This window comes from Pseudomonas sp. GW822-FHT03F04 (assembly GCF_058801405.1).
Map to the genome: position 1 here is coordinate 66,263 of NZ_JBXANF010000009.1, position 20,120 is coordinate 86,382.

Sequence of the window (20,120 nt, forward strand, 5' to 3'; positions counted from 1 at the left end):
CCGAATCGCTAACCTTCGCGCCTTCTACGACCCGACAGTCACGGGTCTTTCAGACGAAACGCAGTTTTCACCGCTGTGAAGTACCGAGGATCGGGTGCAAGGTTTCGTTCAGGCATGGCAGGAGGCATCACATGCGTTCATTTCTTTTGCTGCTGGTCGGGTTGGCCTGCGCCCCCGCTTTATGGGCGGCGCCGAGCGCTGATCTGTCAGAACCAGTGGGCGGCTGGCGCTATAACGGTTTGCTCGACCGCAGTGAAAACCCGCAAGTCGCCTATCCCACGCCGCCGATCGATCGCGGCATCCAGCGTAATCGCACGATGATCCAGGGCCAGCTCAAGGCCATCGGCAACCAGCGCGGGCCGCACACTCTGGCGGTCAACGGCAATCCGCTGAATCTGTACACCGACGACGATGGGCGTTTCGCCCGGCCTTATGCATTTGGCGCAGGCTCCAACAGCGTCGAAGTGCGCAGCGCCGAAGGCCAGTCGCTCAAGCGCGTGCAGTTCTACGAAGCGAACAACCTGCGCACTCCGGCGCGAATTCGCGTGGTGCTCGGCTGGGATGATCCCAAGGCCGAACTCGACCTGCACATCATTACGCCTGACGGCCAGCATGCGTTTTTCGCCCACACGGCGTTGACCAATGGCGGCGGTCTGGACCCGGACGGCGTCGACGGCCCCGGCCCGGAAATGTTCACCATGACCGCGCCGCTGCATGGCACCTATCTGGTTTACGTCAACTATTGGGGCAACTTCGGCGACGGCGGCTATAACTTCGAGGAGACCAGCAACCAGAACGAGGTCATCACCTCGCAGATCACGCTGGTGCTCAACGAAAACACCGTCGACGAAAAACGCGAAACGTTCATCGTGCCCCTGCGGGCCATCGGTGATCTGCTGCTGGTCAAGACTTTCAACTATTAAGCATCCCGCCACGGATGAACTCGGGTTCTGGAAAGATGAGCGATAACACTGCTACACCGGCCGCCGTAACGCCTGCCGGCAAACCCTCCCGGCGCTGGCCGTTGCTGGTGGTCGGGCTGTGCCTGGTGGCCGGCGTGGCGGGCGGGCTCGGCTGGCTGATGCACAAGCCCAAGCTGCCTGCGGCGGCACTGGCCAGCGACAAGCTCGGCCTGAGCCGCCCGGACGCGCTGCTGGAAACCCGCTCCCTGAGCCAGTTGCCCAAGGACTTGCTGACGGTGCCGTTCCTCAAGGCCACGCTCACCGAGGATTTTGTCTTCTATTACGAGACCCATGCTGATCGCCTCGGACTGATCGGCAGTCTGCGGCGGATCATTTACGAACATGACCTGAAGCTGCAGGACAGCCTCATAGAGCAGCTCTTCGATCAACCGGCAGACGTGGCGTTGTGGCGTGGCGCCGATGGTCGTCTGAAGGATTTCCTGCTGGTGATGGATCGCGGCGGTTTGGCCAAGCTGTTGGAGCCGCTGGCGAAAGTCGCGCTGGATGATTCGCAACTGAGCGTGTTGAGCACCCTGAAAGTCGGCAGTGACGAGGTGCCGCTGTATCAACTGACCTACAACGCCAGCAAATCCCTGTTGTTCGCTTCCCGTGGCGACAAACTGGTGGTGCTGTCCAATCCGACCAAATTCTACGACCCTGAAAGTGGCGCCTCCGAAGAGTCTGGCCATGTTTCGCCACAAGCGCTGGCGGCGCTGCTCAATGGCGAAAAACTGTTCCCCGAAGCGTTCGGGCTGCCAGCTAAAACACCTGAAACCAAGCAGCGTCTGTCGGTCAACTCCAGCGTCCTCGCCATGGGTTACCAACGCTTCATCCCGAACTTCGCCGGCCTGCGTTTCGACATGGACGACAAGGGCTGGCACAGCTTCCTGGCCATGGATGAACTGGAGAACCAGCCGGACTTCGATTTCAAACCGGTCTGGCAAGCCATGCCGCTGGGTGCCAGTGCCTGCGTGACCTTGCCGGTAGCTGCCGAGCCGCAGAAACCATTGCTGGTTAAACTCGGCGCCGAAGAAGCAGTAGCGCAGACACTTACCGAACACGTGGCCGGCGCGGCGGGTCTGTGCTGGTACGCCGATTCGCGGCTGTATACGCCATTGCTGGTAGCCAGTCTGAAGGACGAGGACAGCGGCAAACTCGATGGTGATATCGGCACGCTGTTCGATTCGATGGTCGGCGCCTATGAAGGCAACGTCGATGAGCACGCGTTCCCGGTGGTGGAAAAACAGGAAGGCCAGAGCCACCTCTGGCAACGTCAGGTCAGCTCCAACTTCGGCCCGTATGCGGCCAAGGATGCCGAGAATCCGGACGCGATCACCGGCAAGGCTTTCATGAAAGTCAGCCTGGCGCGCCACGGTTCGACGCTGCTGTTTTCCCTCGACGACAAACTGGTCGACAAGGCTCTCGGCACCCTCGACAAACGCTTCCCGCCGATGGCCGATGTGCTGCCCAAAGACGTGCTGATGCCGATCTACTTCGGCCCGGATTCGATGGCGCAGCTGATGCAGCAGGAAACCCTCGACAGCCTGCCGCAGGACATGGAGCCGGTGTTCTACAACGCCGCGCAAACCTACCTGATCCCGAAACTGCGCACCCTCGGCGGTTACGGCAAATACGCCCTGACGTTGCCGGAAGGCAGTGAGCCCGACGGTCACTGGCAATGGCTGCCGCTGGAGTGGAAAGCGCTGTGACGGCACTGATCCGCAGCCTCGGCTTGCTCGCGCTGTTACTGAGCGCGGGTGCCCGAGCGGTCGAAGCGCCGGCGCTCGATCCTGCGCAGTCCCAGGTCTTTCGCGCCTGGTTCGTGCGCATCGCTCAGGAGCAGTTGAGCAAAGGCCCGAGCCCGCGCTGGTATCAGCAGGACTGCGCCGGACTGGTGCGGTTTGCCGCCAACGAAGCGCTGAAAGTCCATGACGACAAATGGCTGCGCAGCAATGGCGTGTCCAACCGCTACCTGCCGCCGGAGCTGGCGTTGAGCGACGAGCAACGCAAGTTTGCCCAGCAATGGCAACAGGGCGGCGGCAAGGTCGGGCCCTACGTCAACGCGATCAAACTGATTCAGTTCAACAGCCATCTGATCGGCCGCGACGTGTCTCAGGCACGGCCCGGCGATCTGATGTTTTTCGATCAGGGCGACGACCAGCACCTGATGATCTGGATGGGCCGTTACATCGCCTATCACACCGGCACGACCACCCCCACTGACAACGGCATGCGTTCGGCAAGCCTGCAGCAACTCATGACATGGAAGGACACCCGATGGATACCCGACGCAGCCAACCCCAACTTCATCGGCGTCTATCGACTGAACTTTCTCTCCCAATGACCGGTGCCCGCATGCTGCGTTTACTGCCTTTTCTGTTGCTGTTAGCCCTGCCATTTTCGGCCGTGAATGCCGAAGACTCCGTCGAGCCAAGCGGCTACTCGCCGGTGTCCGGTGAAAGCTTCTTCCTGCTGGCCGACAGCAGTTTCGCCAGCGACGAACAGGCGGTTGTGCGCCTCGAAGCGCCGGGCCGTGACTACCGTCGTTTCCGCATGGAACCGTACGGCGGCGCCGACATTCGCGTGTATAAGATCGACAAGCCGCTGGACTTCCTCAAGCGCCAGAAGAACCTGCACCGCGTGGTCAGCGACGGCCAGTTCAAGGGCGAAGGCCTGTCGAACACCCTCGCGTACCTGTGGGACAACTGGTACCGCAAATCCCGTCGGGTGATGCAGCGTGCGTTCTCCTACGAATCGCGTCAGCAAGTCACCGAAGAGGTGCCGGAGCTGAAGATGGGCAGCGCCATCGCTGCGCCGACGCCGTACGACGCGCAGCCGCAGTTCGCCTTGATTCCGGGCCTGCCGGTGGTCAGTCAGTTCCGCTATCCACTGTGGCAGGCCAAGCCGATCCAGCCACCGGAAGGCGTGAATCTGGCCGGTTCTTCCAGTGAATTCGTCAGCGTCGCGCCGGGCAACGTCTACATCCCGCTGGGCAATCTGAAGCCGGGCCTGTACCTGGTTGAAGCGCTGATCGGCAAGTACCGCGCGACCACCATGGTGTTCGTTTCCAACACCGTGGCGGTGAGCAAGATTGCCGGTGATGAGTTGCTGGTGTGGGCCGCGCGCAAACACGAAGGCAACTCGGTGTCGAAGGTCAATGTGCTGTGGACCGACGGCCTCGGCGTGATGAGCAGCGGCGCCACCGACACCGATGGTTTGCTGCGCCTGAAACACGTCAGCCCGGAGCGTTCGTTCGTGATCGGCGAGGACGAAGAGGGCGGCGTGTTCGTCTCGGAAAACTTCTATTACGACAGCGAAATCTACGACACCAAACTCTACGCCTTCACCGACCGGCCGCTGTATCGCCCGGGCGATTGGGTGTCGCTGAAAATCGTCGGCCGCGAATTCAAGAACGCGCGGGACTCGGTATTGCCGGGTGCGGCGGACGTCAATGTCAGCGTGCTCGATGCGACCGGCACCGAGTTGCAGCGCCTTGATCTGAAACTCGATTCGAAGGCCGGCACCCAGGGCCGCTTCCAGTTGCCGGACAACGCGGTGGCCGGTGGTTATGAGCTGCGTTTCAACTACAAGGATCAGGCCTACAGCAGCGCGTTCCGTGTGGCGGAGTACATCAAGCCGCACTTCGAAATCTCGCTGAATCTGGCCAAGCAGGATTACCGCACCGGCGAACCGGTGAAGGGCAGCCTGGTGCTGCTGTACCCGGACGGTAAACCGGTGGTCAACGCCAAATTGACCCTGAGCCTGCGCGCCCAGCAACTGTCGATGGTCGACAACGAGCTGCAATACCTCGGGCAATTCCCGGTGGAGCTGACCAGCACCGAACTGACCACCGACAGCAAAGGCAACGCGACCCTCGACCTGCCGGCCGCCGACAAGCCAAGCCGCTACATGCTCACCGTGTTCGCCAGCGATGGCGCGGCGTACCGGGTCAAGACCACCAAGGAAATCCTCATCGACCGGGGCGCCGCCAGCTTCCGCCTGACTGCGCCGCAGCGTTTCAGCGCGGTGGGTGACAAGGTCGCGTTCAGCTACGCCAACGAAGGTGGCAGCGAACAGGCTCAGGCCGTTGTGCCGAGCAGCTACAGCTGGGTGCGTTTGGAAGACCAGACCACCGGCGAAGGCAAACTGGCGGCGAAAGACAAAGGTTTCAGCGTGGCGTTCGATCGCCCGGGCACCTACAACCTGTCGCTGAAAGATCAGCACGGTCGAGTGCTTGGTGCGACCGGCCATTCGGTCACCGGCGACGGCGTCAAGGCGGTGCCGGGCACCGTGGAAATCGTCCTCGACAAAACTGAGTACAAGGCCGGCGACGAAGCGCTGGCGCTGATCACTTTCCCGGAGCCGGTGAGTGATGCCCTGTTGTCGCTGGAGCGCGACAAGGTCGAAGCCACCGCGCTGCTGGCCAAGGGCGGCGACTGGCTGAAACTGGAAAAACTCAGCGACACCCAATACCGCGCACGCATTCCGGTGAAGGACAACTTCGCGCCGAACCTGACGTTCTCCGTGCTCTACACCAAGGGCGGTCAGTACAGCTTCCAGAACGCCGGGATCAAGGTCGTCGCGCCGCAGATCGACGTGGCGATCAAGACTGACAAAGAGACTTATCAGCCGGGCGATACCGTGACGGTCGACCTGACCACGCAGTTCGCCGGCAAGGCAGTGCCGGCGCACCTGACGGTCAGCGTCGTGGATGAAATGGTCTACGCGTTGCAACCGGAAGTCGCGCCGACCATCGACCAGTTCTTCTATCACCCGCGCCGCAACAACGTGCGCACCAGCGCCAGCCTGTCGTTCATCAGTTACGACGTGGCATTGCCGGGTAGCCCCGGCGCACCGGGCAAGGCCAACCGCAGCGAACGCGGGGTGAAAGTGCTGGAACGGCCGCGTCGCGAAGACGTCGATACCGCTGCGTGGCAGCCAGAATTGCTGACCGATGCCGACGGCAAGACCCGCTTCACCTTCAAGATGCCGGACTCGCTGACTCGCTGGCGCATCACTGCGCGGGCGATTGCCGATGACGGTCAGGTCGGGCAGAAGAAGCAGTTCGTCCGCTCGGAAAAACCGCTGTACCTGAAGTGGAGCGGGCCGAGCAAGTTCCGCAAGGGCGATCAGCCGCAACTCGGCGTGTTCGCCTTCAGCCAGGCCGAGAAACCGGTCAAGGCTGAGCTGGTGACGCACTACGCCGGTGCCGAACAGCGCCTGCCGGTGACCCTCAATAACGGCATCAACTACTTGCCGCTACCGGCGTTTGCATTGGCTACCGGCGAGTGGACGGCCGAACTGGTGCAGGACGGCAAAACCGCCGACGCCCTCGCTGTGCGCCTGACTGCGACCGGTGAAGGTTGGCAAGTGACGCAGACCCAGAGCCTCGACGTGGCCAGCGGCGACACGCCGTTGACTCTACCGGCGGACGCCACCGACATTCGCCTGCGTCTGGATGACAGTCCGCAAGCGCTGTTCCGTTCGGCCCTCGACGATCTGCTGAGCTATCCGTACGGCGGCGTCGAACAGACCGCCAGCCGCTTGCTGCCGCTGAGCATCGCTTATCCGTCGCTGGCGTCGAGCCCGCAGATTCGCGATCGCCTGCGCCTGATCATGCAGAACAGCCGTCTGCGTCTGGTGCAAATGGCCGGGCCGTCGGCGAGCTTCACCTGGTGGGGCTTCGACGGCGAGCCGGATGCGTTCCTCACCGCTTACGCCTATTACGCCGACTGGAACGCCAGCCAAGTGCTGGATCTGACCCTGCCGCCGGAGCACTGGCAGCGGGTGCTGGAGGTTTACGCCAAGCAGGCGCCGAACACGCCGTTGCTGCAACGGGCGCTGATCCTGTCGTTCGCCAAGCAGATGCATCTGCCGGTCAACACGCTGCTCAGCGGTTTGATGGACGATCTGGCGAAGGCCGGTGAGGGCAATGCCGCGAACCTGATGGACGACGGTGAGGACAGTCTGGTGATGAGCGATCCGGATTCGGCGCTCGGTCTGGCGGCGGCGCGGGTCCTGACCGCATCGCTGGCCACCCAGTCGAAAGTTGCTCTGCCGGAAGCATTCAATCGTCAGTTGGGCGCTGCGCAACAGCGCTTGTCGGTCAGTTCGCAGCCGTTTGTCGAAGCGCTGAACCTGTCGCTGCAACCGTTCGATCAGGCTCGTGCGAACGCGCTGCTGCAACGCCTGTTGCCGCAGCAATCGACCCTCGAACGCGCGCTGGCGCTGACCTGGCTGCAACGCAGCATCGCTCAGGCGTCGCCGACCATCGCGCTGGCACCGGGCGAAGGCTGGAAGAAAAACTACGGCGCGACCGGCGAGATGTTCTGGACGTGGCAAGGTGCTGCGCCGGTGCCGAGCGTGTTGACGGTGTCGGGTACTCAGGAGCGTCCGTTGCGTGCCGCGCTGAGCTTCCAGACCCAGCAACCGGCGGTTGATCCGATGGCGGTGACCATCACTCGTCGTCTGTCGCGTCTGGTGCCGGGTGACGAAGCCTTCACTTTCAAACTGGAGCCGGTCGGCACCAAGCCGCTGTCCAGCGACAGCCTGTACCTGGACGAGGTGATCCTCACCAGCAAGGCACCGAAACCGCTGCGCTACGGCATGCTCGAAGTGCCGCTGCCGCCGGGCGCGGATGTCGAGCGCACCACATGGGGCATCAAGTTGCAGGGCAAGGATGGCACCGAGCCGACCGCGCTGGAGAAAGCACGGTTCGAACCGGGCCAACTGGCCTACGCCGTGCCGGTGGATGCGCTGAGCGGTGAATTGCGTCTGCGGCATCTGGTGCGCTTCTCGCAGAAAGGCCAGTTCAACTTGCCGCCGGTGCGCTTCACTCAGGTCTACGCGCCGCAGCATCAGGCCCAGGAAGCGAAAGCCGCCCTCGGTCAGGTCACGGTCAACTGACATGACCCGGCCGCTGCTGTGGCTGCTGATGTGTGTGATTCCTGCGCTGGCGACGGCGCAGGATGAACCGTTGCGCGTGGCCTACAAGGGCGAGTTGTTGTCGCTGAACACCACGCAACTGACCGCTCGCGAGCCGCTGCCTTCGTCTCTGGATACGCCGCTGGGCAGTCTGTGGAAGGTGTTCGTTTACGCGTGGCTGGTGGATACCGGCGCGCAAGAGCCGGCGTATGAATGCCGCGGGCAGTCGAAGGAAGAAGTCTATTGCTGCACCGCGGGCGGCAAGATCGAACGTGATCAGGCGCTGGTGAAATCCTGCGGGCTGTATTTCGAGCCGGCGCGGTTGGGCATAACCGCTGGCGATTGGAAAACCTATTGGCAGGCGCGACAGGCGCCGTCGTGGTTGCTGGACCTGCCATCGGTGCAACCGGCTACTCGGGTTTCCGTGGCTGACTTGCTGAAAGTTTTGGCTTTGCTGCCGGCTCAGGATCAGATGCGCCGTGTGCTGCTCGACGTGGTGCTGAACGCGGCGGACGGCAATGTCGTGGGTGAGCTCGGCGGACGCTTGCGGGTGAAAACCTGGAGCTGGCTCGGCGATCAGGACCGTCAATCACGCCAGGGCGGATTCGCTGGCTGGACGGCGGATGGTTCGCCGATCTGGGCGGGTGGCCGGGGTACCAGTCAGATGGTTCTGCGGCATTACGGTTCGGCGTTGGCGACGGTGTTGCCTTCTTCCTGGCCGGCGGAGGCGGGGCGTTGTGTCGAGGTCGGACTGTTCTCGCGTTATCCGGTTTCGCGGGTTCTGTCGGGTGAGCGCGTTGCTGGCTCAGGCCCATTGCAGGGTGATTACCGCGTCGAATTCGCCAATGGCAATGCGCTGGATATCCACAGCGACGGCGAACTGTTTCTGCTCAACGACAAGCTTGTTGCTCGGCTCGATCGTGAAGAGTACGTCGCCCGTGTGCTGGAGCGTGAAGCCAAACCCGAACCCGCCGAAGCCGCCAAAGCGTTGGCCGTGGCAATCCGCACGTATCTGCTGCAAAACGCCACGCGCAACGGCGAGTGTTTGAGCATTGATGACAGCAGCACCCGCCAACGGGTCGCACCGCGTCCAGCCTCCGCCGAGTCGCGCAGCATTGCGGCGTGGACGGCGGATCTGGTGTTGGCCGGCAGCACCGTCACCTATCACTCCGATCAACCCGGTCCCGACAAACTCGCCTGGCAACAAGCCGTCGAGCAAGCCAATACCGGCCAGCGTTACGACGCGATTCTGCTGCACGCCTATCCCCGGGCCAGCCTTAGCCGTTGGGACAACCCGGTGGCGTCCTGCGAAGCGTTGCCCGCCGCGCAAGACTGGCTGCAAAAACAGCGGCGTGGCTGGCGTCCGAAGCTGGAAAGCGAAACCGGCTACAACGAAGTCAGCACTTTCGCCGTCTGCAAACTCGCCTTCGGACGACCCTTCGTCGACCGCGAACGCCAGCGCATCTACGTGCGCGGCGTGCTGTCTTTGCAGGATCGCCTCGACCTGACTCACGAATACCTGCACCTGGCCTTTGAAGCACACCCCAACGGCCAGGATGAAACCTATATCGAAGGGCTCGCCCGTCACCTTTTGCTGGAATAGACCATGACACTCCGTTATCCACAGGTCTTGCTGTTGCTCTGCGCGCTCAATGCATTGCCGATGGCGATGGCCGCCGACAGCGTCAAACTCGACACCCCGATCGGCGGCTGGCGCAGCGGCGCGCCCGAGGGCGACGGCGAAAACTTCCGCCAGACCGTCAACTACCCGGCCTCCTCGGTGAACACCCCGGTCGGCCAGGCCAACACCGCACGCATCAGCGGCGAAATCAAAGCCACACCGAAAAACAAAGAGCCCGGCCGGCTGATCGTCAATGGCGTCAGCATGCCGCTGAAAATCGATGACAGCGGCCGCTTCGACCGCCCATTCTCATTCCCCAACGGCAGCAACAGCGTCGAAGTCCGCAGCCCCGACGGCCAGCAACGCCACCGCACGCAATTCCTCAACGTCAGCGGCGGCGCCACCCCGGCCAAACTGCGCGTGCTGCTGTCCTGGGACAGCGACGGCACCGACCTCGACTTGCATCTGGTCACACCGGACGGCGCGCACATCTGGTACGGCAACCGCGTCGCCCCCAACGGCGCTGCATTGGACGTTGACGTGACCACCGGTTACGGCCCGGAAATCTTCGCCATGCCGGCGCCGATCAAGGGGCAGTATCTGGTGTATGTGAACTACTTCGGCGGTGGTTATCGCGGTGATGACGAGGGCGGGGAGGAGGCGGTGCAGCCGCTGACCACGGCGCAGGTGACGGTGATTACCGAGGAAGGGACGCCGAGCGAGAAGATGGAGACTTTCATCGTGCCGATGCGGGCGGTGGGAGAGTTGACGCTGGTGAAGTCGTTCAGCTATCCGTGAGGCTCAGGTACAGCTTGCGCAAAGTCTGCACGCGGTTGCGTCCCCGATCCTTGGCGCCGTACAGCGCTTCGTCGGCTTCCGAGAGCAGGCGGGACAGTTCGTAACCCGACTCCCGTGTCGTCACGACGCCGATGCTGACGCTGAGGACGCCGGCTCCCAGAGTCGTCAGTTCGGAAAACGCCTCGCGAATCCGCTCGGCCACTTGCACGGCAACCTGTTCATCGGCGCCTGTCAGCAGACAGGCGAACTCTTCGCCACCGATACGCCCAAACGCGTCACCCTTACGCAACTGATTGCTCATCACTCGACTGAAGGCGATCAATGCCTGATCACCGGCCGGATGGCCAAAGGTATCGTTAAGACGCTTGAAGTGATCGAGATCGCAGAGCAGTAATGCGGCGGTTTCCGTCCGGCGTTTGCCGAGGGTCAACAGTTGTTCGGCTTGCTGCAGAAAGGCCCGACGATTGCCAATCCCCGTCAACGGATCGGTCAGTGCAGCCGCCTTGAATTTCCGTTCGGCGCGCTCCTTCACCATCGCCAGCGTCATGTAGGCGATGCCGATCACATAGAGCATCGACTCGAACAGCATGAAAGAGAAAAAGTGCGCGCCATCGCCGACGCCGGATCGCGATTGATCCAGCGGCAAACCCTCATCGATCAGGCTTCTGATGCCGTAGAACGCGGTGTGCCACAACGTCAGGAGCAGCGCGGGCGTGTAGGCAACGTCCAGACTTTTGCGGCTGCGCCAGAGCTCCATTGCCGTCAGCAGCCCATAGCCGAACGCGAGCAGCGAATACGCAACAACGCGGGCCGGCATCGCGTTGTAGAACGCGGGGATCAAACACAGGGTCAACCAGATGATTGCACCGCCCACGATCCCCGGCACTGACGGCGACCGACCGACAAACACCCGCATGGCCGTCCAGTTCAGCCCGGCACTGAGCAGCAGGATCACATTGCCGATCACGATCGGAATGATATCGACCCCTTTACCCCGCCAACTGACCAACAACATACCCAGCGCGGCCAGCAACATCATGCAGCCCAGATACGCCAGCGGCCGCTCACGGGTTTCGCGATACCAGGCGTGGAGGGTCAACAGGCCCATTAACAAGAAAACGAAGACCGAGACGACCAGCAGGGTCGGGATGTGGAGCGCCATTCCTTGGGTTCCCCGTGGGGTTCAATACCGAAATCCGGCCGGTGAAGGGTGTTGTCGCGCGGGATTTAGCACTGTGGGGGTTGGGGTTGGCAAGTGTTGGGGGGCAGTTACAGAACCGCCATCATTTCGGAAAAACGCCGCAAAGCGCATTACCTTGGTAACCATGAACGATCGGTCCCAACATCATGAATGGGCCGCAGGCGTAGAAAGGGGATGGCACCGTTTGTTGCGAGTCGAGCAGAACGGCTTCGTTTCCGAATTCGTCGTTGCCGAAGGACTGCTCGAAATACGATGTGCACACCGGTAGTTTCAATGGCACCGGAATGATCAGTGCCCAAACGGTTATCCCGCACCATTCCCGTGTAGGCGTCGACGTGACCGTTCTGCTGATTTGCGGTGTGATTGACCGATAGCTTTGCGCTTTGTAAGCGTCTGTCTTGACGGTTGTCTTTTCCGGGAGCGATACGATTGCTCCAACGCATCCTGAAAGACAAAGGCACAAGGCGGCTGCCAGGCCAGTTGATTTCACGTGGGAACTAATGGATTGGGGCATCAATAATGAACGTCCTTGTGGGGTGACTTGAGCAATCAGAGTTGCCGTTGCTTCCAGCAGGCGGGGCTCTGTTGTGTGATGAGTTGTGCAGGCGCCCTTGCACAGCGCTCTGACTGTAAACCGACACCCGACCGGCTTTTCAGCAGGCATTAAAAAGCCGGCTTGTGGCCGGCTTCTCGGGGACTGGCTTGGTTTATTTTTGGTAAACCGCGCCAGCCTTCAAAACGTACACCCGGATCTTGCGTCCGGCTGTGGGACTTGGTCAGACAGTGGTCTGCCGCGTCAGGCGTCATCTGGGCCGCAGGGCGGTCGATGCGCGAATGTGGGGCGCAGGATACTGAGTTTTGCCGGGGATTCCCAGCCTGAAGTGCGGTTTAGAGCGACCGCCGCAGAACAAATTCGGGATTTGTACTGATTTTCCGGGCCTCATCGCCAGCCGGCGAGTTCCCACAACAGCAGTAACCTCAGAGAAACGGCACCACCGGCCGCCGTTTGCCCAGCGTCGACCACCAGAACACCCACCCCAATACATGAATCCTCTGCTCCTCAATCTGCGCGGCCCGGAAGATCTCGTCCGGGTATTCGGCGCTGTTGTGGCTGCGCAGACGCAGGGCGTTGCCGGGCATGCGGTGCAGGTATTTGATGCGCAGCATGCCGTCGTGTTCGATGGCGTAGATTTCGCCGTCCACCACCTGGGTCAGGCCGCGGTCGATGGCGAGGGTGGAGCCGTCTTCGATCTTCTCGGCCATGCTGTTGCCGATCATGTGCGTGCAGATGGCGTCGGTGTGGCGGATTTCCAGGGTTTCGAGGTGGCTGCGGGGCAGGCGGATGGTTTGCTCCGGGTCCTTGATGACATGGGTCTTGTCGGAGCCAGGGGCCGTCGGGGCTTCCTTGTAGAGCGGCAGTTCGATGTCGGTGGATTCGAGCACCGTATAGACGCCCTGAATCGCCTGTGCATCCAGCGTGTCGCCGGCGGTGTACAGGTGCGGCGCTTCTTTCGGGCCTTCACCGGTTTTCAGCCATTGGCTGTTGACGGACAGCAGGCGCGCGACTTCTTCCATGCGGTACGCGGGTACGCCCCGGGTGTACCAGTTATGAACGTTTTGGGCTTCCGTGCCCCAGAACTTTGCGAATCCCGTGGTGGTGATATTCGCAGCTTTCAGGAGTGCCTTGAATCTTGGACCGCTAGTGTTCTTTCTCATAAACACGAGTCTACGGCCGGCCTAGAGCGGTTTGAATAAACCTGGCGTTCAAAATCGCGGCAAATTTTGCGACGGGATGTAAGACGTACTTGTGGGAAATTACACACACTAAAACTTTTCTGTAGGCAGCCATAAACAAGCTGTTTAAGCCCCTGCCAGTCAGGCACAAAAAACCCCGGATCAACCGGGGTTTTCTTCAAGCGTGTCGCAGGTCGCGAGGCTTAGCCTTTGTAGGCAGCAACCGACTTGGTGATCGCTTCGCGGGCGGCGTCTGCACCGGCCCAGCCTTCGATTTTCACCCATTTGCCTTTTTCGAGATCTTTGTAGTTCGCGAAGAAGTGCTCGATCTGCTGGATCAGCAGGGCTGGCAGGTCGGTGTATTCCTTCACGTCCACGTACAGCTGGGACAGCTTGTCGTGTGGGACTGCGATGACTTTGGCATCGCCGCCGCCGTCGTCGGTCATGTTCAGGATGCCGACTGGACGAGCGCGGATCACCGAACCTGGAGCAACCGGGTAAGGGGTTACGACCAGCACGTCCAGGGGATCACCGTCGTCAGCCAGGGTGTTCGGGATGTAACCGTAGTTGGCCGGGTAGAACATCGGGGTGGCCATGAAACGGTCAACGAACAGGCAATCGCTGTCTTTGTCGATTTCGTATTTGATCGGCGCGTGGTTGGCCGGGATCTCGATCGCGACGTAGATGTCGTTCGGCAGGTCTTTGCCAGCCGGAATCTTGCTGTAGCTCATTGGGCGTTGCCCCCGTTAGTAGACCAAAACACTTGGCCGGATTGACCAAAAAGTGGCGGCGATTATAGGCATATTCCACCCGCGATGCCATGCACCGAAGGTCGTCCAGGCCTTACTCGTGTGCCTGATAGACCGGGTCCGTGGCCTGAAGTTGCTTCAGTCGTGCCAGCGGATCCTGTCGATAGAAAAGCCGCAGCTGCGCATACACCTGTGGATAAGCCTCGTGCAGCAGATCCGGGGCGCTGAAAAAGTACTCGCTGGTGACGGCGAAGAACTCGGCCGGGTTCTCGGCGGCATACGGGTCGATGGCGGTTTCGGCGTCGGGATGGCGGTCGAGCTGGCGGTTGAGATCGTCGTAGGCCGCTTGCATCACCTGGGCCCAGTCGCTGACCCGCATGTCGGCATGCAGCGGCGGCAGGCCGTTGGCGTCGCCATTGAGCATGTCGAGTTTGTGCGCCAGTTCGTGGATCACCAGGTTGTAGCCTTCCCAGCCACCACTGGCCATCACCCCGGGCCAGGCGAGGATGATCGGCCCTTGCTGCCAGGCTTCACCGCTGTGTTCGCCGTCCCATTCGTGTTCCACCCCACTGGCATCGCGATGGCGCTGGGGGCTGAGGAAGTCGTCGGGGTAGAGGACGATTTCGTGAAAACCCTGATACCAGTTCAGATCGTCGAGGTGTAAAAGCGGCAATTGCGCCTGGACGGCGAGCAGCAGGCGTTGTTCCTGATGCAGCTCGACACCGGGCAGGGCGGTCAGGTGTTTGTCTTCAAGGAACAGGACGCTGGTTTCGCGCAGCCACTGATCCTCCTCGGCGCTGATGCCGTCGAGAAAGGTCAGGTGGTGGCGCACCCGCTGCCACATATCATCGGCAATCGGGTGCTTTGCCAGGATGCGCCGGCGTCGCCAGGCGCTCAGCGACCACATCGACTTAGTTCGATTGAGCTTTGGCGCCGCCGAAACGACTGCGAACCACGCCAATGATCATCGGTACCAGCGACAGCAGGATGATGCCGACCACCAGCAGCGACAGGTTTTTCTTGATGAACGGCACGTTGCCGAAGAAGTAGCCCAGCGTCACCAGACCACCGACCCACAGAACGGTGCCGAACACGCTGAAACCGAAGAAACGCGCGTAAGGCATTTTTGCGACACCGGCGACGAACGGCGCAAAGGTGCGGATGATCGGCAGGAAGCGCGCCAGGGTCACGGTCTTGCCGCCGTGCTTGTCGTAGAAATCGTGGGTCTGTTGCAGATAGTCGCGGCGGAAGATCTTCGAATTCGGATTGCTGAACAGTTTTTCGCCGGCCGTTCGTCCGATCACGTAGTTGGTGCTGTCACCGAGGATCGCCGCCAGCATCAGCAGGCCGCCCAGCAGCACCGGGTCCATGCCGCCACCTGCGGCAACGGCGCCGGCGATGAACAGCAGCGAATCACCCGGCAGGAATGGCATGACCACCAGGCCGGTCTCGCAAAAGATCACCAGAAACAGGATGGCGTAGATCCAGGTCCCATAGTTGTTCACCAGCATGTCGAGATAGACGTCGAGATGCAGGATGAGGTCGATCGGGTTGAAATCCATGTGGGCACCTGTGGTGACGGCCCGACTCGGCAGGCCTGTGCGGATGATTCGGTGTAAGCCTACAAGCGGGTGTAGTTTTTCTTACAAGCCGGAAAGCTCAGGATTATACGAGCTGATAGGTGAAAAGCGCGTTGGTTTTGTAGCGGGGCGTTTCGAGGGTGGAACGAGGCGCCAGCCTTGGTGGCGAGGAGGTTTGCTCCTTCGCCACGATGGCCGGCTTGCGCATTGTTAGAAAAAATCAGAGTTCGTCGCTGATCGGCAGCACGTAGTTCTTGAACTCGGTGTCTTCCTTGAATCCGATGGATTCGTAGGTTTTCTGCGCCACTTCGTTGTTGCTGCTGGTGGATACGCGCATACGCACGGCCTGGGTTTCCTTGGCCATTCTCTTCGCGGTGCGGATCAGGTTGTCGGCGACCAGCTGGCGGCGGGCGTCTTCGGCGACGTAGATGTCGTTGAGGATCCATACACGCTTGAGCGACAGCGAGGAAAAGCTCGGGTAGAGCTGACAGAAACCCATGAGCTTTTTGTCGTCGTCATCGGCCAGGGCCAGGTAAATCACCGATTCCTTGCGCCGCAGGCGTTTTTCAAGGAATGCCCGGGACGAGTCCGGATAGGGCAGGGAACCGTAGAACTCGCGATACTTGACGAACAGCGGGGCCAGCAGGTCCAGGTGTTCGAGGGTCGCTTGAATAATCCGCATGATAGGTCTCGTCTTCAAGTGGCTGTCTTCAACTGCTCTGACGGCGATGGGAAACCCGTGCGGCCGTGCATCGATCCTGCCTGAAACCGGCGCAGAAACGCAATGCGGAAACGGTTCAGGCTGGGGGCGGATCGAGTAGGAAATTACTCTTCATATCTGCACCGGCTTCCGATTCCAGCGTCTGAACCTGCGCTTCGTCCTTCAGATTGACGCCCGACAGTTGTCGCCGACAGGCTTCACGCATCAGATACAGCAAGCGATGGGCCGCCATGCCGTAGCTGAGGCCCTCCAGCCGCACATTGGAGATGCAATTGCGGTAGGCATCCGTGAGGCCGACCTTTGGATTGTAGGTGAAATATAAACCGAGGCTGTCCGGCGAACTGAGGCCGGGGCGCTCTCCGATCAGCATCACGACCATTTTTGCGCCCAGCAATTGGCCGATTTCATCGCCAACCGCCACTCGGCCTTGCTCTACCAGCACTACCGGCGCGGTCGACCATTCGTCGGCGGTCATCTGTTCTTCCAGACGGGTGAGAAAGGGCAGGGTGTGCCGATGCACCGCCAGTGCCGAGAGGCCGTCGGCCACGACGATCACCAGGTCCACGCCGCCCGGATGCGCCAGGGCGTATTCACGCAGGGCTTGCGCCGATTGATCGCTCAACTTGCGCCCCAGGTCCGGGCGTTGCAGGTAGCTGTTGCGATCCGCAGCCGCGCTGTGCAGCAGCAGGCTGTCACGCTGACGCTCCGTCAGTTGGGCACTGAGCCCTGCATGGTCGAAGGGTAAATGCACCGCATCACGGGCCTGAGCGTGGGCGAACTGGAAATCCAGCTGCGCGTGGGTCGGCAGGCTGGTGCCGGTGCGGCCGAGAGCGATCCGCGCCGGGGTCAGGCGGCGCAGCTCAAGCCAGGGGTTTTGTGGATCGACGGGCGGTTTTTCCATCTGACTCATCCCAGTTGCGCCAACGCCTGGCGGAAGGCCGGCGGCAGGTTGTTGCCGAAGCGGACCTTGCCGTCCGCCTGGGTGAAGATGCCCATGTTCGCCAGCCACTGCTCGAACTCCGGCGCCGGTTTCAGGCCCAGGGTCTGACGCGCGTAGAGGGCGTCGTGGAACGAAGTGGTCTGGTAGTTGAGCATGATGTCGTCGGAGCCGGGGATGCCCATGATGAAATTGATCCCCGCCACGCCCAGCAAGGTCAGCAGGGTGTCCATGTCGTCCTGGTCGGCCTCGGCGTGGTTGGTGTAGCAGATGTCGCAGCCCATCGGCACGCCGAGCAGCTTGCCGCAGAAGTGGTCTTCGAGGCCGGCGCGGATGATCTGCTTGCCGTTGTAGAGGTACTCCGGGCCGATGAATCCTACGACGGTGTTCACCAGAAACGGTTTGAAATGCCGCGCCACGGCGTAGGCCCGGGTCTCGCAGGTCTGTTGATCGACGCCGTGGTGGGCATTGGCCGACAGCGCGCTGCCCTGGCCGGTTTCGAAATACATCAGGTTCTGTCCAAGCGTGCCCCGATTGAGGCTCAGCCCGGCGTCATAGCCTTCCTGCAAGATATTCAGATTGATGCCGAAACTGGCATTGGCCGCTTCGGTGCCGGCAATCGACTGGAACACCAGATCCAGCGGCACCCCACGGTTGATCGCCTCTATAGAGGTGGTGACGTGGGTCAGCACGCAGGCCTGGGTCGGAATGTAGTAGCGCTGGATGATCGCGTCGAGCATTTCCAGCATTGCGCAGATCGAGGCGATGCTGTCGGTGGCCGGGTTGATGCCGATCATCGCATCGCCATTGCCGTACAGCAGGCCGTCGAGAATGCTCGCGGCGATGCCGGACGGTTCGTCGGTCGGGTGATTGGGTTGCAGCCTTGTGGATAACCGTCCACGCAGGCCGAGGGTGCCGCGAAATTTCGTGACGACGCGGATCTTCTGCGCCACCAGCACCAGATCCTGCACGCGCATGATCTTCGACACTGCCGCGACCATTTCCGGCGTCAGGCCAGGGGCGAGGGCCCGCAGGCTGGACTCGTCGGCCGCTTCGCTCAGAAGCCAGTCGCGAAAGCCGCCAACGGTGAGATGGCTGACGACCGCAAAGGCCTGCCTGTCATGGCTGTCGATGATCAGTCGGGTGACTTCATCGGATTCGTAGGGAATCAGCGCTTCCTGCAGGAAATGTGTCAGCGGGATGTCGGCCAGCGTCATTTGCGCGGCCACCCGCTCGCCATCGTTGAGCGCGGCGACGCCGGCCAGAAAATCCCCGGAACGCGCCGGGCTGGCCTTGGCCATCACGTCTTTAAGGCTGTCGAAGCGATAGGTCTGGGCGCCGACGGTATGGGCAAATGCGGCCATGGGGCGCGTTCCTCCTGAATGAATGCTTTTAGTGCGGGCACCGAGCCCGAGGCCCGATGCCGGTGCAGCTCAGTTAGCGTTTAGATACCTTCGAGCATAGCGTCTGCCGGTGCTTCGGAGCGTTGCTTGGCGGTCAGCTGGAAGTACAGGTAACCGGCGGCCATGAACCCGAGGAACACACAACCGATCAGCGTGTTGAACCAGGCCATCGCCACCAGGCACACCACCGCCAGGAACAGCGCGATGGCCGGCACCACCGGATAGCCCGGCGCGCGGAAGGTGCGTTCCAGGTTCGGCTCGGTTTTACGCAGTTTGAACAGGCTGAGCATACTGATGATGTACATCACGATGGCGCCGAACACCGACATGGTGATCATCGCTGCCGTCAGGGTCATGCCTTGCAGATTGACCAGTCCGTCGCTGTAGATTGCCGCGATGCCGATCACACCGCCGGCCAGAATCGCCCGGTGCGGCGTCTGGAAACGCGAGAGTTTGGCCAGACTTTTCGGCAGATAACCGGCCCGGGCGAGGGCGAAGAACTGCCGCGAGTAACCGAGGATGATCCCGTGGAAACTCGCCACCAGCCCGAACAGGCCGATCCAGACCAGCATGTGCATCCACGTCGAATTGTTGCCGACCACTGCTTTCATCGCTTGAGGCAACGGGTCGTTGATGTTCGACAGTTGACGCCAGTCGCCAACGCCGCCGGCCATCACCATGACGCCGATGGCCAGGAACACCAGGGTCAGGATGCCGCTGACATAAGCCTTGGGAATCGTGCGTTTCGGGTCCTTGGCTTCCTCGGCCGCCATGGCTGCGCCTTCGATGGCGAGGAAAAACCAGATCGCGAAGGGAATTGCGGCGAAAATGCCGGGAATCGAGCCCATCGTGAATTCGTTGGCGCCCGACCAGCCGTTCAGCACGAAGTTGCTGAAACTGAAGCCCGGCGCAACCACGCCCATGAACACCAGCAGTTCGGCGACGGCGAGCACGGTGACCACCAGTTCGAAGGTCGCGGCGATGCTGACGCCGAGGATGTTCAGGGTCATGAACACGAAATACGCGCCGACCGCCGCGACTTTCGGGTCAAGTTCCGGATATTGCACATTGAGATAGGCACCGATGGCCATGGCGATGGCCGGCGGGGCGAACACGAACTCGATCAGCGTGGCGATCCCGGCGATCAATCCGCCTTTCTCGCCGAACGCTCGACGGCTGTAGGCGAACGGCCCGCCCGCGTGGGGAATCGCGGTGGTCAGTTCGGTGAAACTGAAGATGAAGCAGGTGTACATGGTCGCGACCATCAGGGCCGTGACCAGGAAACCCAGGGTTCCCGCCGTGCCCCAGCCGTAACTCCAGCCGAAGTATTCGCCGGAAATCACCAGGCCGACGGCAATGCCCCAGAGATGCAGGGTGCCGAGTGTGGGTTTGAGCTGTGTGGTGGAAGTCATAAGTCCTCTCTGTCTTTTTTATTGTTCGATCTGTTGGACTTTCGGGTGCAGCGGTTGAGTGGGTGGGCGCTGTTCACG

At 61.4% G+C, this 20,120-nt stretch carries 16 protein-coding genes; 6 read left to right on the forward strand and 10 right to left on the reverse strand.

Features of this window, described 5'->3' with window-relative positions; translation table 11 throughout:
- Positions 1 to 131 precede the first annotated feature (131 nt).
- The 6 genes from AC1RMX_RS21325 to AC1RMX_RS21350 are packed head-to-tail and all read left to right on the forward strand — an operon-like array spanning position 132 to position 10,305.
- Positions 132 to 923, forward strand: coding sequence for a YfaP family protein (locus tag AC1RMX_RS21325; RefSeq protein ID WP_096820761.1), 792 nt, complete (start codon positions 132 to 134; stop codon positions 921 to 923).
- Positions 924 to 958: 35 nt separating this feature from the next.
- Entirely contained in the window at positions 959 to 2,671 is a 1,713-nt protein-coding gene (locus tag AC1RMX_RS21330) for a DUF2138 domain-containing protein (RefSeq protein WP_096820762.1), read from the forward strand.
- Positions 2,641 to 3,306: a DUF1175 domain-containing protein gene (locus tag AC1RMX_RS21335; RefSeq protein ID WP_170931650.1), complete on the forward strand. Its 666-nt coding sequence runs from the start codon at positions 2,641 to 2,643 to the stop codon at positions 3,304 to 3,306. Before AC1RMX_RS21330 ends, AC1RMX_RS21335 begins: the two co-directional genes overlap by 31 nt.
- Entirely contained in the window at positions 3,303 to 7,868 is a 4,566-nt protein-coding gene (locus tag AC1RMX_RS21340) for an alpha-2-macroglobulin family protein (RefSeq protein WP_493072948.1), read from the forward strand. Before AC1RMX_RS21335 ends, AC1RMX_RS21340 begins: the two co-directional genes overlap by 4 nt.
- A gap of 1 nt (position 7,869) precedes the next feature.
- Complete coding sequence (locus AC1RMX_RS21345) at positions 7,870 to 9,489, forward strand: DUF2300 domain-containing protein (RefSeq protein ID WP_493072949.1); 1,620 nt, start codon at positions 7,870 to 7,872, stop codon at positions 9,487 to 9,489.
- Positions 9,490 to 9,492: 3 nt separating this feature from the next.
- Positions 9,493 to 10,305, forward strand: a complete 813-nt coding sequence (locus AC1RMX_RS21350; protein WP_096820765.1) for a YfaP family protein — start codon at positions 9,493 to 9,495, stop codon at positions 10,303 to 10,305.
- On the opposite strand, the gene AC1RMX_RS21355 is transcribed toward AC1RMX_RS21350, so the two are convergent.
- The 10 genes from AC1RMX_RS21355 to eat form a co-directional block, all read right to left on the reverse strand.
- Positions 10,292 to 11,467 carry a GGDEF domain-containing protein gene (locus AC1RMX_RS21355; RefSeq protein ID WP_096820766.1) on the reverse strand — a complete coding sequence of 392 codons (1,176 nt, stop codon included), beginning with the start codon at positions 11,465 to 11,467 and terminating at the stop codon, positions 10,292 to 10,294. The two genes, AC1RMX_RS21350 and AC1RMX_RS21355, sit on opposite strands and share 14 nt — an antisense overlap.
- Positions 11,468 to 11,588: 121 nt before the next feature.
- Entirely contained in the window at positions 11,589 to 12,020 is a 432-nt protein-coding gene (locus AC1RMX_RS21360) for a hypothetical protein (protein ID WP_096820767.1), read from the reverse strand.
- A gap of 464 nt (positions 12,021 to 12,484) precedes the next feature.
- Positions 12,485 to 13,222 (reverse strand): S24 family peptidase, encoded by a 738-nt coding sequence (locus AC1RMX_RS21365; RefSeq protein WP_493072951.1) that lies wholly within the window; start codon positions 13,220 to 13,222, stop codon positions 12,485 to 12,487.
- 221 nt (positions 13,223 to 13,443) lie between these two features.
- Complete coding sequence (gene ppa / locus AC1RMX_RS21370; RefSeq protein WP_007990564.1) at positions 13,444 to 13,971, reverse strand: inorganic diphosphatase; 528 nt, start codon at positions 13,969 to 13,971, stop codon at positions 13,444 to 13,446.
- Between the two features lie 112 nt (positions 13,972 to 14,083).
- Entirely contained in the window at positions 14,084 to 14,896 is an 813-nt protein-coding gene (locus AC1RMX_RS21375; protein ID WP_096820768.1) for a M90 family metallopeptidase, read from the reverse strand.
- Positions 14,897 to 14,900: 4 nt separating this feature from the next.
- The gene (locus AC1RMX_RS21380) at positions 14,901 to 15,551 is read right to left on the reverse strand and encodes a DedA family protein (protein ID WP_096820769.1); all 651 of its coding nucleotides are present in this window, start codon (positions 15,549 to 15,551) and stop codon (positions 14,901 to 14,903) included.
- A gap of 238 nt (positions 15,552 to 15,789) precedes the next feature.
- Positions 15,790 to 16,251: a GNAT family N-acetyltransferase gene (locus AC1RMX_RS21385; protein ID WP_096820770.1), complete on the reverse strand. Its 462-nt coding sequence runs from the start codon at positions 16,249 to 16,251 to the stop codon at positions 15,790 to 15,792.
- A gap of 115 nt (positions 16,252 to 16,366) precedes the next feature.
- Positions 16,367 to 17,200: an ethanolamine ammonia-lyase subunit EutC gene (gene eutC, locus AC1RMX_RS21390; RefSeq protein WP_493072953.1), complete on the reverse strand. Its 834-nt coding sequence runs from the start codon at positions 17,198 to 17,200 to the stop codon at positions 16,367 to 16,369.
- Positions 17,197 to 18,591 (reverse strand): ethanolamine ammonia-lyase subunit EutB, encoded by a 1,395-nt coding sequence (locus AC1RMX_RS21395; protein ID WP_493072955.1) that lies wholly within the window; start codon positions 18,589 to 18,591, stop codon positions 17,197 to 17,199. The genes eutC and AC1RMX_RS21395 overlap by 4 nt, the downstream gene beginning before the upstream one ends.
- An 80-nt stretch (positions 18,592 to 18,671) precedes the next feature.
- Complete coding sequence (eat, locus tag AC1RMX_RS21400; protein WP_096820772.1) at positions 18,672 to 20,042, reverse strand: ethanolamine permease; 1,371 nt, start codon at positions 20,040 to 20,042, stop codon at positions 18,672 to 18,674.
- Positions 20,043 to 20,120: the final 78 nt, after the last annotated feature.